Here is a 13,151-nt window from a genome sequence, read left to right as displayed (position 1 = left end):
CTTACTTTTGTGAGAATTTATCGAATTGCTATGATATTGAACAAAAAACATGGTTATTTAATCCAATGGCTGATTGGTGTAGGAGATTTGATCGTATTGAATCTCTTGTTTATGGCCGTTTTTCATCTGCTTGGCCCGAAATACACGGAAGCGATATCCTATAATTTGAGAGAGGTTATTTTGTTATTGAATTTCTGTTATTTCTTCTCTTTATATTTTATCCCGATTCAATTGCATCAGGCGGTCGTGTTTATCGACAAGATTGTGCAACGGGCGTTCGGATTGGTTACCGTACTTATCTTTTTATTCGCTACTTGCTTGATCTTCTTGAATGTAGGGGATATTCTGGCTACCTTCCTCTTGGTCTATTACGGGGTTTCTATCATCTTGTTTTCGCTTTGGCGGGTTTTTGTGCGCTTATCCTTAAAGTTTTATAGGCGAAAAGGCTATAACTTTAAGAAGGTGGTGATTGTGGGTGCGGGAAAGAATGGTATGGAGCTTTACCAAGTTATGAAAGATGATTTGAGCTATGGGTTTAGTGTAAAGGGGTTCTTTGATGACAATGACTCGTTGAAAGACGTTTTACCTAATTATTTGGGTAAGACGAGTGAGGTGGAAGCGTATGTGCTGGAGCATGATATCGATGAGATTTATTGTACCTTGCCGGGTACGAACAACGGAAAGATCGTACGGCTTCTGAATTTCGCTGAGAAGAAGATGGTGCGCTTCTATATCGTGCCCGAGTTTTACCGGGATGTAAAGAAGAGTATGGTGATGGAGGTGATGGAATCGATCCCATTGCTGACGGTCCGCCGGGAGCCTTTGCAATCCGCCTATAACCGGTTCTTGAAACGAACGTTCGATATATTTTTCTCTTTGGTGATTTTGCTCACGATTTATCCGATCCTGTACATCGTGGTCGGTATAATGATCAAGTTAAGCTCACCCGGCCCGATTTTGTTTAAGCAGAAACGTACGGGATTGTATGGGCATGACTTCGAATGTTTTAAATTTCGTACGATGAAGGTGAACGCGCAGGCCGATACCTTGCAGGCCGTCAAGGATGATCCCCGGAAGACCCGGATCGGCGATTTCTTGCGCCGGACGAATTTGGATGAGTTCCCTCAGTTCGTGAACGTCTTGCTGGGCGATATGTCCGTGGTAGGCCCTCGTCCGCATATGCTGAAGCATACCGAGCAGTACTCGGCGTTGATCGATAAGTATATGGTGCGGCATTTGGTGAAACCGGGAGTAACGGGGTGGGCGCAAGTCACCGGTTACCGAGGTGAGACCAAGACGCTGGAGCAGATGGAAGGACGTGTGAAGAGAGATGTGTGGTATATAGAGAATTGGACGTTCTTCCTTGATTTAAAGATTATTGTGGTTACGGTACTGAATATGTTCAAGGGAGAGAAGAATGCATATTGATCCGATTTGTTGCACACTTTTTGCGGATTTGTGTAATCTGTATTTATATTTATGCTATATTCGCGCTCGATGGGAAGAATAATTGCAATAGATTACGGCCGGAAACGTACAGGGATAGCCGCTACGGATATTTTACAAATGATCGCTAACGGCGTGGCGACAGTCCCAAGTGGAGAGGTTGTGAAATACCTGTCGGATTACATATCACGGGAACCGGTGGATTTATTTGTGGTCGGGCTTCCGAAGCAAATGAACAATGAGCCTTCTGAGAACATGAAGTATGTGGAGGCGTTCGTGACCCATCTGAAAAGGACGATACCAAGTATCCCGGTAACTTATTACGACGAGCGGTTCACGTCGGTCTTAGCTCATAAGGCCATGTTGGAAGGCGGTTTAAAGAAAAAGAAACGGCAAGATAAAGGATTGGTTGATGAGATTAGCGCCGTTATTATTTTGCAAGCTTATTTAGAAAGTAAAAAATATCAGTTATAACTTATGATTTTACCCGTATTTTTATATGGTCAGCCCGTACTAAGAAAAGAGGCTGAGGATGTACCTAAAGATTATCCCGACTTGAAACAGTTGGTTGCCAATATGTTTGAAACGATGTATAATGCTGATGGGGTAGGGCTTGCCGCTCCTCAGGTGGGCTTGTCTATCCGTTTGGTGGTTATAGACGGTGATGTGATGGGAGATGACTTCCCTGAATGCAAGGGTTTCAAGCGTGCGTTGATTAATCCCGAGTTTTTGGAACGTAGCGAGGAGGAAATAGCTATGGAGGAAGGCTGCTTGAGCCTGCCGGGTATACACGAGAAAGTGTCTCGCTCGAAAACGGTTCGTGTGAGATATTGGGATGAGAATTGGGAGGAACACGAGGAAGTGGTGGAAGGTTTCGCCGCCCGTATCGTGCAGCATGAGTGCGAGCATCTGACGGGGCATGTCTTTATCGACAATGTCTCCGCTATTCGCCGTCAATTGAACAAAGGCAAATTAAATAGTATTATTAAAGGGACGGTTCGTTGCTCTTACCGGGCAAAAGCCGTTGGTAAATAATAAATCTATAAATAATCAATATGACAGATTTAAGTAAAAACATTGAGGCCCTCAGGGAAAAGAAAGCCGTTATCGAGATGGGCGGTGGTGAGGCTGCTATCGAAAAGCAAGTGGCGATGGGTAAGCTTACTGCCCGGGAGCGTATCTTGGCTTTGTTGGATAAGAACTCTTTCCATGAGTATGACATGTTCGTGAAACACGATGGCCGTGATTTCGGTATGGAGAAGAAGGTTCTGCCGGGTGATGGTGTGGTTACCGGTACGGGTACGATCTTTGGTGCCCCGGTTTGCATCTATGCGCAGGACTTTACGGTTGCCGGTGGTTCGTTAGGTTTGCAGCATGCTCGTAAGATCACCAAGATCATGGATCATGCGTTGAAGATGAAATGTCCGATCATCGGAATCAATGACTCGGGTGGCGCGCGTATCCAAGAAGGTGTTGGTGCTTTGGCTGGTTATGGTGAAATATTCTATCGCAATACGATCGCCTCGGGCGTGATCCCTCAGATTTCCTTGATCCTCGGTCCTTGTGCCGGTGGTGCCGTTTATTCTCCGGCGTTGACGGACTTCGTGTTTGTGGTTGAGAACATCTCTAAGATGTTTATCACGGGACCGAACGTTATCAAGACCGTGCTGGGTGAGGATATCTCTATGGAAGACCTTGGTGGCGCACGTGTTCATGCGGAGACTACAGGTAACGCTCATTTCTATGCCTTGAGCGAGCAAGAATGTTTCGATCAGGTGAAACGTTTGGTTAGCTTCATCCCTTGGAATAATCAGGAGCGTGCGAAAGTGGTTGAGCCGAAAGAACCGTCCGCTATGCTGAATATCGAGCAAGTAGTTCCGGCGGACCCGAAACAACCGTATGATGTGCGAGACGTTATCAGATGTATCGTCGATGACTCGGACTTCTTGGAGATTCAAGAGTTGTGGGCCGCTAATATTGTGATCGGTTTTGGTCGTATGGCAGGAGAAACGGTAGGTTTCGTTGCCAATCAACCGATGGTTTTGGCCGGCGTGCTTGATTGTGATAGCGCTGACAAGGCCGCTCGTTTCATCCGTTTCTGCGACTCATTCAATATTCCTATCATCACGTTGGAGGATATGCCGGGTTATCTGCCGGGCGTAGATCAAGAGCATGCGGGTGTGATTCGTCATGGGGCTAAGGTTCTGTATGCGTATTCGGAAGCTACTGTTCCTAAGATCACGGTTATCTTGCGCAAGGCGTACGGTGGAGGTTATATAGCTATGAACTCCCGTCACTTGGGCGCTGACTTCATGTTCGCTTGGCCGAGCGCGGAGATCGCTGTTATGGGTCCGGAAGGCGCAGCTAACATCATATTCCGCAAGGAGATCATGGAGGCGGAAGATCAGAACGCTATGCGTCAGGAGAAGGTGAAAGAATATATCGAGAAATTCGCGAACCCGTACGTGGCGGCTTCCAAGGGATTTATCGACTCTGTGATCGAACCGAAAGAAACCCGTTCATTATTGCTACACGCACTGAAGCTTTCCATTCTAAAAGAGGAATACAGACCGGCCAAGAAGCACGGTTTGCCTCCGTTCTAAATTGATGAGAGTATGGAAAAGAAACACCAGCAAGAAGAATATGTAGACTTTGTGGTGACGGCACGTAAATATAAGACGTTGCTGACAGCGAAGTATAAGAGCCGACCGATGTGGCATAAGCCGTCGGCTGGTGACGTGGTTTCTCATCTTCCCGGAACGATTATCAAGATTATGGTAGAGGAAGGACAGGCTGTGGAGGCCGGGCAACTTCTGCTAATCCATGAGGCGATGAAAATGCAGAACCGGGTGGTCGCTCCCATATCGGGAGTCGTTGTCGAGCTCAATGTAAAAGAGGGCGATAAGATAACGAAGAATCATTTAATGGTAAAAATAGAGTCTAAGTAAGATAATTTACTTATTTTTGCCTCTCAATCATTTTTAATAGGATGAAGAAGGCAACACTCTTTTTGATATTACAGATATTTACGATTTCGCTTTTTGCGCAGATTAATACGGACCGTGTATTGGCCATTGGCAGGAACGCCCTTTATTTTGAGGATTATGTTCTTTCCATTCAGTACTTCAATCAGGTTATCAAATCCAAACCTTGGTTGGCGGAACCCTATTTTTACCGTGCGGTGGCGAAGATAAATCTGGACGATTTTAAGGGGGCCGAGGAAGACTGTACTTTATGTCTTCAGCGGAACCCTTTTTTAACGCAAGCGTATTACGCTCGCGGCATCGCCCGTCAAAGCCAGGAGAAATACGACGAGGCGATCGACGATTACCAGAAAGGACTTGAGTTCAAACCCGAGGACCGCCAGATGCTGGTGAATATGGCGGTGGCTTTTATCCAGAAAAAAGACTATAACGGGGCGGAGAAGACATTCGATGATTTAATGACCGCCCATCCGAAATATTCCATGAATTATATGACACGGGGCGCTATGTATCTGGAGAAAGGGGATACGTTGAAAGCCTTGGCCGATTATAATAAGGCGATCGAGATGGATCCTTATTATGCGCCGGCGTATGGCAATCGTGCGATCCTTCATTATCAAATGGATGATTACAAGGACGCTTTGGCCGATTTGAACGAGGCTCTACGTCTGGATACCCGTGAGAGCGGATATTATATTAACCGGGGGCTAGTTCGTTATCAGATGAATGACTTGAGAGGTGCGATGGCCGATTACGATCAGGTGATCAGCATGGATAGCCGGAACTTGATCGCACGATTCAACCGAGGTTTGCTTCGGTTCCAAGTCGGGGATAATAACCGTGCTATCGAAGACTTCGATGTCGTTATCCAGCAAGAGCCAGATAACTATATGGCTTATTACAACCGTGCGTTGCTCCGTTTCGAGACGGGCGACTACCGGGGGGCCGTGCAGGATTACGACGTGGTCTTGAAGCAATATCCTACTTTCCTGCCAGGCTTTGTGAGCCGTTCGGAAGCAAAGCGTAAGCTAGGGGATAACGTGGGGGCAGACCGTGATTATTGGGCAGCCATAAAGATGGAGGAGCAGGCCAAGAACGGACAGCTCCCGAAGACATCGTCTTCTAGCTCCAATACAGCGGTGAACGGAGATGCCAAGACGGACGATTCGGAGGAGAATACTCGTGAGCAATCCGATAAGAATATCAATAAGTTCAACCGCTTGGTGGTATACGATAAGGAGCAGGAGCGTAAAAGTAAATACCAAAGTGAGGTCCGTGGGCGTGTACAAGACCGGAATGTCCATGTGGATCTGGAACCCCAGTTTGTCTTGACCTATTACGAGAAGGCGGATCCCGTAAAGAAACTTGTTTATTACGACAAGATGGTGGAGGATTACAATGGCCAGATGGTCTTGAAGCGTAAATTGCGTATCACGAACGAGGAGGCCGCTTTGACTGAGGATCAAATCGCCGTGCATTTTGCCTCCATCGACGAGTATTCGGCGGAGATCGAGCGTGATCCGAACAACGCTAACGCTTATTTTGGCCGTGCGATGGACTTCATGTTGGTGCAGGATTTCTCGGAGGCGATCAAGAATTTCTCGGAAGCGATCGAGCAAGACCCGTCGTTCACGATGGCTTATTTCAATCGTGCCGTGGAACGTTATAAGCAATTGATGTACACCCAATCCCAGCAGGCTAGCAAGGATACGTACGACTTGAGTGGCTCGGGAATGAACTTGAATATTGGTAAGTCCGCACAGTCGCAGGTAAACGCCAACACCTCGGTGGACCTCCGGAGCGCTATGCTGAAGGATAATAAGCGAGCCTATGAGCATGAGCAGATCATGAGGGATTACGATATGGTGATCAAGCTGAACCCGGGTTTTGTGTACGCTTACTTTAACCGTGCGAATCTGCGTTGCGCCCAGCGTGATTTCCGTGCCGCTATCGTTGATTACAACGAGGCGATCGAGCGGGACCCTGAATTTGCCGAGGCTTACTACAACCGTGGGTTAGCCCGTCTGTCGCAAGGTGACGTGAACCGGGGCATCGCCGACTTGAGCAAGGCAGGGGAATTGGGTATCTACAACGCCTATAGTATCATCAAGCGAATGACAAGCCGGTGATAACGCAAATTATTCGAGTTAAATGTTTCGCTGATAGAAAAGAAATATTAACTTTGTGGGCTGAATATAAAGAATTTTAGAGAATAGAATATGATAAAGATTACATTTCCGGACAATTCCGTAAGAGAATATGCAAAGGGAACGACTGCTATGCAGATAGCGGAAAGCATTAGTTCTCGTTTGGCACAGGAAGTCCTAGCCGCAAGCGTGAATGGGGAGGTTTGGGACTTAAGCCGTCCTATCAACGACGACGCTACGGTGAAACTTTTGAAGTGGGAAGACGAGGAAGGTAAACATGCGTTCTGGCATTCCAGCGCTCACCTTATGGCAGAGGCTTTGCAGGAATTATATCCGGGTATTAAATTCGGTATAGGTCCGGCGATCGAGAACGGTTTCTATTATGACGTGGATCCGGGCGAGGCCGTGATCAAAGAGGGTGATTTCGCTGCTATCGAGGCTAAGATGCTTGAGCTGGTAGCCAAGAAAGAAGAGATCAAACGTCAGGACATTACCAAGGCGGATGCCATGAAGATGTTCGGCGATAGAGGTGAAGAGTATAAAACAGAGCTTATCAGTGAGTTGGAAGACGGTACGATCACTACCTATACACAGGGTTCTTTTACGGACTTGTGTAGAGGGCCGCACTTACCGAATACCTCTTATCTGAAAGCTGTCAAGATATTGAGCGTAGCCGGCGCTTATTGGCGTGGCGATGAGAAACGCAAGCAATTGGTTCGTTTGTATGGTATCACTTTCCCGAAAAAGAAGATGTTGGATGAGTATCTGACATTGTTGGAGGAGGCCAAGAAACGTGACCACCGTAAGATCGGTAAGGAAATGGACTTGTTCATGTTCTCCGATACGGTAGGTAAGGGCTTACCGATGTGGTTGCCGAAAGGTACCGCCTTGCGTTTGCGTCTGCAAGAGTTCTTGCGTCGTATCCAAGCTCGTTATAATTATCAAGAGGTAATGTGTCCGCCGATCGGTAATAAATTATTGTATATTACCTCCGGCCACTACGCTAAATACGGAAAGGATTCTTTCCAACCGATCCATACACCTGAGGAGGGTGAGGAATACTTCTTGAAACCGATGAACTGTCCTCATCACTGTATGATCTATAAAAACTCTCCTCGTTCGTATAAGGACCTGCCGTTGCGTCTCGCTGAGTTCGGTACGGTTTGCCGGTATGAGCAGAGCGGAGAGTTGCACGGATTGACCCGTGTACGTAGCTTTACACAGGATGATGCTCATATTTTCTGCCGCCCCGATCAAGTAAAGCAGGAATTCTTGAACGTAATGGACATCATCTCGATCGTATTCAAGACGATGAATTTCGAGAACTTCGAGGCTCAGATCTCCTTGCGTGACAAGGTGAACCGTGAGAAATATATCGGTAGCGACGAGAATTGGGAGAAGGCTGAGCAAGCGATTGTAGAGGCTTGTGAGGAAAAAGGCTTGAAAGCTAAGATCGAATATGGAGAGGCCGCTTTCTACGGTCCGAAACTCGACTTCATGGTGAAAGACGCTATCGGCCGCCGTTGGCAGTTAGGTACGATTCAGGTAGACTATAACTTACCGGAACGTTTCCAATTGGAATATACGGGTGCCGACAACCAGAAGCACCGTCCGGTTATGATCCACCGTGCGCCGTTCGGTTCCATGGAACGGTTCGTTGCCGTATTGATCGAGCACACCGCCGGAAAGTTCCCGTTGTGGTTGACTCCGGAGCAGGTATGTATCATGCCGATCAGCGAGAAGTTTAATGATTACGCTTGGCAAATCGCACGTGAGTTAGGTAATCAGGAAATCCGTGCTATCGTAGATGACCGAAATGAGAAGATCGGTCGTAAAATTCGTGACAATGAATTGAAAAGAATCCCTTATATGCTCATCGTTGGAGAAAAAGAAGCAGAAAATGGTGAAGTTTCTGTAAGAAAACAGGGCGAAGGTGATAAAGGTTCGATGAAAATTGCTACCTTTGCAGCGCTTTTGAATGGCGAGGTAGAGGAAATGATGAATCGCTGGCAAAAAAGTAATGATTAAATAACTAATAACGAGGAGAATAAATCTTTTTGAATGAAGAATGACAATCTGAAAGAACAGTATAGAATCAACGAACGTATTCGTGTTCGTGAAGTTCGTTTAGTAGGTGACAATATTGAGACGGGTGTTTATCCGATCGCTCAAGCGCTGAAAATAGCGGAAGAGCAGGGGATGGATCTAGTCGAGATTTCACCAAATGCTGCGCCCCCCGTTTGTAGAGTAATCGACTACCAGAAATTCCTCTATCAGCAAAAAAAGCGTCAGAAAGAGCAAAAAGCGAAATCTGTGAAAGTGGTCGTGAAGGAGATTCGTTTCGGGCCTCAGACAGATGATCATGATTACAATTTTAAATTGAAGCACGCTAAGGGATTTTTGGAGGAAGGTTCGAAGGTCAAAGCCTACGTGTTCTTTAAAGGCCGTTCTATCCTTTTCAAGGAACAGGGAGAAGTCCTGCTGCTTCGTTTTGCCAACGATTTGGAGGATTATGGAAAAGTAGAGCAGTTGCCGGTATTGGAGGGAAAACGTATGATTATCATGCTTACTCCGAAGAAAGCGGGCACTGGTTCAGCCCCGGCTACGGTCGCAGCTCCGAAAGTTGTAAAGAAAGTGATCACGACACCTAAGCCTAAAAGCGAGGGTGATAAGAAAACAGAAGAATAAAATCCGTCCCTGATAGAAGGGAGGTTAAGTTTAATAATTAAAATATAATTGGAAAATGCCTAAGATGAAGACTAATTCCGGTGCCAAAAAGAGGTTCGCCCTTACCGGATCAGGAAAGATCAAAAGAAAACACGCTTTTAAGAGTCATATCTTAACAAAGAAGACTAAGAAGCAAAAGAGAAATCTTACTCACACGGGTTTGGTAGCTAGTGTTGACGTAAGCAACGTAAAGCAGATGCTTTGCATGAAGTAATCTTTATTCATTAAGCGAGTTTTATAACGATTTTTATTAACCGAATGCATTAGCAATCAAGTTCATCCTAAGAGATGACGCTAACATTCAAAACAGATTAGAATTATGCCTAGATCAGTAAATCATGTTGCTTCAAGAGCAAAAAGAAAACGGATTTTAAAACTAACCCGTGGTTATTATGGTGCACGTAAGAACGTTTGGACCGTAGCGAAGAATACATGGGAAAAAGGTTTGACTTATGCTTTCCGCGACCGTCGTAACAAGAAACGTAATTTCCGTGCTTTGTGGATTCAGCGTATCAACGCTGCCGCTCGTATGGAAGGTTTGTCTTACTCTCGCCTAATGGGTGCTTTGCACGCTGCCGGTATCGAGATCAACCGTAAGGTTTTGGCAGACTTGGCCGTTAACCATCCGGAAGCATTCAAGGCTATCGTAGCTAAAGTAAAATAAGATTTTTGCTATATAGTTAATAAAGAGCCTCCCCGAAAAGGAGGCTCTTTTTTTGTTGTTTTTGTTTGGTTATGTCGATACGATTACATATCTTTGTAACAAGAAAAAGATAAACAGGGAATGAGTTAAGCCGCACTTGTTCGATTGGGAAACTCATCAGTTTATTTTAATTCCGAGACATAGCTCTTGTCGCCAATGGCGGGCCGCGCCCTTCGGGGTATGCTTAGCACGGCGGATTACAAAGGTGGCAAAGCACTCAAATCCTGTCATACGGAGTTTGTTCACATCTACAGTGCGGCTTTTTCAAATAGGGAAGAGGATCTTTAATTAGATTCTCTTCTTTTTTATGCGGTTCACGCAGATAGTCTCGTTAGCTCATATAAGTAGTCTTCTGAAGATAAAGTGAATTATTTTGAAAATAAATTAGGTTTTATAGTTGGTAATCCAAAAAGAATGCTTTCCTTTGTAGCAACAAACAAAAGATAGTTTGTCTTGCTCTTTATCTTCGAGTTTCTATTCTCAGTAATGATAATATATTCTTCTAGAAATCGATCTTCACTAACATCACTTGTTTTATTATTAATTTATTTTTAATTTTTTTCGTATGAATATTTACATTGGAAACTTGAGTTATCGAGTAAGAGAATCTGATTTGCAACAAGTATTAGAAGAGTATGGTATTGTTGATTCAGTAAAGTTAATTGTTGATCGTGATACTAGACGTTCTAAGGGTTTCGCTTTCGCTGAAATGCCTAACGTTGATGAGGCTCAAAAAGCTATCGAGGAATTAAACCAAGCTGAGTACGAAGGTCGTCAGATGGTTGTAAAAGAAGCAATTCCTAGACGTTAATTTTAGAAGATATACATCTTAAAATAACTCTGAAGCGGGGAGACGATAGTCTTTCCGCTTTTTTGATATTGTCTATTATTGTTGTATATTTACGCACCAAGAATAACACAACTAAAAAATAAGTATTATGACGTTGCCAAAACGGTCTTGCATGAAAGTAACCGGACTTGCTCTCGCTTGTTCCTCACTACTTTTTTCCTGTGCTCCCAAGGAGGTTCCGCAGGTGAATTTAATCCCTAAGCCGGCCCATATCGAGGTGACTGGCGGTTATTTCAAAGTAGATAGTAATCTCATATTCGGGAATGATCAATCGGGTACGATCCGTTACGTGGTCGATGAGTCTTTTAATGGCGGGAATCCGGAAGGATATGCGTTGGACGTGACCGAGAAGGGGATTGAGTTGAGAGCCGCCTCTAAATCCGGATTGTTTTACGGGGAACAAACGTTGCGCCAGCTGTATACGTCGAAAGGGATTCCTTGCGTATCGATCCAAGATAATCCCCGTTTCCCGTATCGTGGCTTGCATCTGGATGTCTCCCGTCATTTCTTCCCGAAAGAGGAGGTGATGAAGTTATTGAACGTCATGTCTTATTATAAATTGAATACGCTTCATATGCATTTGACGGATGCTGGTGGTTGGCGTATCCAGATGGATAAATATCCGAAACTGACTACGGACGTGGCTTTCCGTACGGAATCTGATTGGCAGAAATGGTGGGATGGAAAGGATCGCAAGTATCTGCCGGAAGGAACTCCGGGGGCATATGGCGGTTATTTTACGAAAGAAGATATCCGTGAGATCGTGGATTACGCTACGGCCCGGCATATTAATATAATACCGGAAATCGAATTCCCGGGGCATTCGGACGAGGTGTTCGTGGCGTACCCGGAGTTGAGTTGTGCCGGCAAACCTTATACGACGGGTGATTTCTGCATCGGCAACGAGAAATCGTTTACGTTCATGGAGGATGTATTGTCCGAGGTGATCGAGTTGTTCCCTTCCGAATATATCCATATCGGGGGAGACGAGGCCGGGAAGGGAGCTTGGAAGACCTGCCCGAAATGTCAAGGTTTGATGCGCCGGAACGGGATGAAGGACGTGGATGAGTTGCAGAGCTATATGATTCATCGTGCCGAGGAATTCCTGATTTCCAAAGGCCGCAAATTGATCGGTTGGGATGAGATTCTGGAAGGGGGCTTGGCTCCGGAGGCTACCGTCATGTCATGGCGGGGCGAGGAAGGGGGAATCAAGTCCGCCCGCATGGGACACGACGTGGTTATGACACCGGGTGGTTATATGTATTTCGATTTCTATCAAGCCGATCCGAAGACACAGCCGTATGCCATCGGCGGTTATACGCCGATCAAGCGGGCGTACAGTTATAATCCGGTGCCTATGGATTCGTTGACTGCCGAGGAAAGTAAGCATATCCTAGGGGTACAGGCGAATACATGGACGGAGTATATCAAGGATGAGAAGCATCTGGAGTATATGATGTTCCCTCGTACCTTGGCGGTCGCCGAGATTGGATGGACTCCGCAAGAGGATCGTAGTTGGGAGGATTTTAAGCCTCGTATGAACGCGAATATCCCGGTTCTGCAACGGATGGGTATCCATACGTTCACGCTCTCGGACGAGATCGAGACCACGATGGAGGTAGATACCTTGCGGCGAGAGATCAAGGTCATGTTGGATGCGGAGAAATATCCGGCGGAGATACGTTACACGACAGACGGTTCTATTCCCACTGCCTCTTCCCGGGTCTATGACGGTCCGATCGTGGTGAAAGACTCCGCTGATATCAAGGCCGCTATCTTCCGTGACGGGCAGCTTCAAGGAACGCCTACCGAGAAGAAGGTGGATTATCATCAGGGTATCAATAAGCCTATACATTATAATAGTAAGTTGTATAGCGGTTATATGGCGGGTGGCATGAACGCCTTGCTGGATGGCTACAGGGGAGGCTTGACTTATCTGGACGGCCGTTGGCAGGGTTATTTGAATGATTTGGATTGCGTGGTGGACATGGGCGAGGTGACGGATATCCATAAGGTATCGTCCCGCTTTATGCAATTGATCGGCCCGGGCGTGTACCAACCGGGAGAGGTGGAGTTGCTGACATCGGAAGACGGGGAGAGCTATATCTCGCAGGGAGTTATCCCTACTACGATATCCAATACGGATAAAGACCTGTCTTTTCAGGAGTATACGTTTAACGGCGATTGGAAAGCCCGTTATATCCGTATCAAGGCAAAAGAGGCGAATAAGGGTTTCATCTTCACGGATGAGATCGTGATCTGGTAAGTATGAATCAATTAATTATCAACTAAAA

At 45.9% G+C, this 13,151-nt stretch carries 12 protein-coding genes; all 12 read left to right on the top strand.

Features of this window, described 5'->3' with window-relative positions; translation table 11 throughout:
- Nucleotides 1-30 precede the first annotated feature (30 nt).
- The 12 genes from CI959_RS19210 to CI959_RS19150 all read left to right on the top strand — a co-directional run bounded on the left by CI959_RS19210 (nucleotide 31) and on the right by CI959_RS19150 (nucleotide 13,123).
- Entirely contained in the window at nucleotides 31-1,428 is a 1,398-nt protein-coding gene (locus CI959_RS19210; RefSeq protein WP_005857699.1) for an undecaprenyl-phosphate glucose phosphotransferase, read from the top strand.
- A 69-nt stretch (nucleotides 1,429-1,497) separates the two neighbouring features.
- Nucleotides 1,498-1,920: a Holliday junction resolvase RuvX gene (gene ruvX / locus CI959_RS19205; protein ID WP_008772415.1), complete on the top strand. Its 423-nt coding sequence runs from the start codon at nucleotides 1,498-1,500 to the stop codon at nucleotides 1,918-1,920.
- Nucleotides 1,921-1,923: 3 nt separating this feature from the next.
- Nucleotides 1,924-2,481, top strand: coding sequence for a peptide deformylase (def, locus tag CI959_RS19200; protein WP_005857695.1), 558 nt, complete (start codon nucleotides 1,924-1,926; stop codon nucleotides 2,479-2,481).
- A 20-nt stretch (nucleotides 2,482-2,501) separates the two neighbouring features.
- Nucleotides 2,502-4,049, top strand: a complete 1,548-nt coding sequence (locus tag CI959_RS19195) for an acyl-CoA carboxylase subunit beta (RefSeq protein WP_005857693.1) — start codon at nucleotides 2,502-2,504, stop codon at nucleotides 4,047-4,049.
- A 12-nt stretch (nucleotides 4,050-4,061) separates the two neighbouring features.
- Nucleotides 4,062-4,394 carry an acetyl-CoA carboxylase biotin carboxyl carrier protein subunit gene (locus tag CI959_RS19190; protein ID WP_005857691.1) on the top strand — a complete coding sequence of 111 codons (333 nt, stop codon included), beginning with the start codon at nucleotides 4,062-4,064 and terminating at the stop codon, nucleotides 4,392-4,394.
- A gap of 41 nt (nucleotides 4,395-4,435) precedes the next feature.
- Nucleotides 4,436-6,559 carry a tetratricopeptide repeat protein gene (locus tag CI959_RS19185; protein WP_005857690.1) on the top strand — a complete coding sequence of 708 codons (2,124 nt, stop codon included), beginning with the start codon at nucleotides 4,436-4,438 and terminating at the stop codon, nucleotides 6,557-6,559.
- A 90-nt stretch (nucleotides 6,560-6,649) separates the two neighbouring features.
- Entirely contained in the window at nucleotides 6,650-8,605 is a 1,956-nt protein-coding gene (thrS, locus tag CI959_RS19180; RefSeq protein ID WP_005857688.1) for a threonine--tRNA ligase, read from the top strand.
- Between the two features lie 33 nt (nucleotides 8,606-8,638).
- Complete coding sequence (infC, locus tag CI959_RS19175) at nucleotides 8,639-9,265, top strand: translation initiation factor IF-3 (protein ID WP_005862985.1); 627 nt, start codon at nucleotides 8,639-8,641, stop codon at nucleotides 9,263-9,265.
- A 55-nt stretch (nucleotides 9,266-9,320) separates the two neighbouring features.
- Nucleotides 9,321-9,518, top strand: coding sequence for a 50S ribosomal protein L35 (rpmI, locus tag CI959_RS19170; RefSeq protein WP_005857684.1), 198 nt, complete (start codon nucleotides 9,321-9,323; stop codon nucleotides 9,516-9,518).
- A gap of 105 nt (nucleotides 9,519-9,623) precedes the next feature.
- The gene (gene rplT / locus CI959_RS19165; RefSeq protein WP_005857682.1) at nucleotides 9,624-9,968 is read left to right on the top strand and encodes a 50S ribosomal protein L20; all 345 of its coding nucleotides are present in this window, start codon (nucleotides 9,624-9,626) and stop codon (nucleotides 9,966-9,968) included.
- Between the two features lie 604 nt (nucleotides 9,969-10,572).
- Nucleotides 10,573-10,818 carry an RNA-binding protein gene (locus tag CI959_RS19155; RefSeq protein WP_005857680.1) on the top strand — a complete coding sequence of 82 codons (246 nt, stop codon included), beginning with the start codon at nucleotides 10,573-10,575 and terminating at the stop codon, nucleotides 10,816-10,818.
- Between the two features lie 127 nt (nucleotides 10,819-10,945).
- Nucleotides 10,946-13,123, top strand: a complete 2,178-nt coding sequence (locus CI959_RS19150) for a family 20 glycosylhydrolase (protein ID WP_095231512.1) — start codon at nucleotides 10,946-10,948, stop codon at nucleotides 13,121-13,123.
- Nucleotides 13,124-13,151: the final 28 nt, after the last annotated feature.

It is taken from the genome of Parabacteroides sp. AT13, from assembly GCF_002272965.1.
GTDB classification, from domain to species: Bacteria; Bacteroidota; Bacteroidia; order Bacteroidales; family Tannerellaceae; genus Parabacteroides; species Parabacteroides distasonis.
The sequence above is the reverse complement of the archived record's forward strand: the minus strand, read 5'-3'. Positions and strand labels throughout refer to the sequence as shown.

Excerpts from the sequence above, each read along its gene's own strand:
- CI959_RS19210 (WP_005857699.1), top strand. The coding sequence starts at position 31 with ATGATATTGAACAAAAAACATGGTTATTTAATCCAATGGCTGATTGGT.
- ruvX (WP_008772415.1), top strand. The coding sequence starts at position 1,498 with ATGGGAAGAATAATTGCAATAGATTACGGCCGGAAACGTACAGGGATA.
- def (WP_005857695.1), top strand. The coding sequence starts at position 1,924 with ATGATTTTACCCGTATTTTTATATGGTCAGCCCGTACTAAGAAAAGAG.
- CI959_RS19195 (WP_005857693.1), top strand. The coding sequence starts at position 2,502 with ATGACAGATTTAAGTAAAAACATTGAGGCCCTCAGGGAAAAGAAAGCC.
- CI959_RS19190 (WP_005857691.1), top strand. The coding sequence starts at position 4,062 with ATGGAAAAGAAACACCAGCAAGAAGAATATGTAGACTTTGTGGTGACG.
- CI959_RS19185 (WP_005857690.1), top strand. The coding sequence starts at position 4,436 with ATGAAGAAGGCAACACTCTTTTTGATATTACAGATATTTACGATTTCG.
- thrS (WP_005857688.1), top strand. The coding sequence starts at position 6,650 with ATGATAAAGATTACATTTCCGGACAATTCCGTAAGAGAATATGCAAAG.
- infC (WP_005862985.1), top strand. The coding sequence starts at position 8,639 with ATGAAGAATGACAATCTGAAAGAACAGTATAGAATCAACGAACGTATT.
- rpmI (WP_005857684.1), top strand. The coding sequence starts at position 9,321 with ATGCCTAAGATGAAGACTAATTCCGGTGCCAAAAAGAGGTTCGCCCTT.
- rplT (WP_005857682.1), top strand. The coding sequence starts at position 9,624 with ATGCCTAGATCAGTAAATCATGTTGCTTCAAGAGCAAAAAGAAAACGG.
- CI959_RS19155 (WP_005857680.1), top strand. The coding sequence starts at position 10,573 with ATGAATATTTACATTGGAAACTTGAGTTATCGAGTAAGAGAATCTGAT.
- CI959_RS19150 (WP_095231512.1), top strand. The coding sequence starts at position 10,946 with ATGACGTTGCCAAAACGGTCTTGCATGAAAGTAACCGGACTTGCTCTC.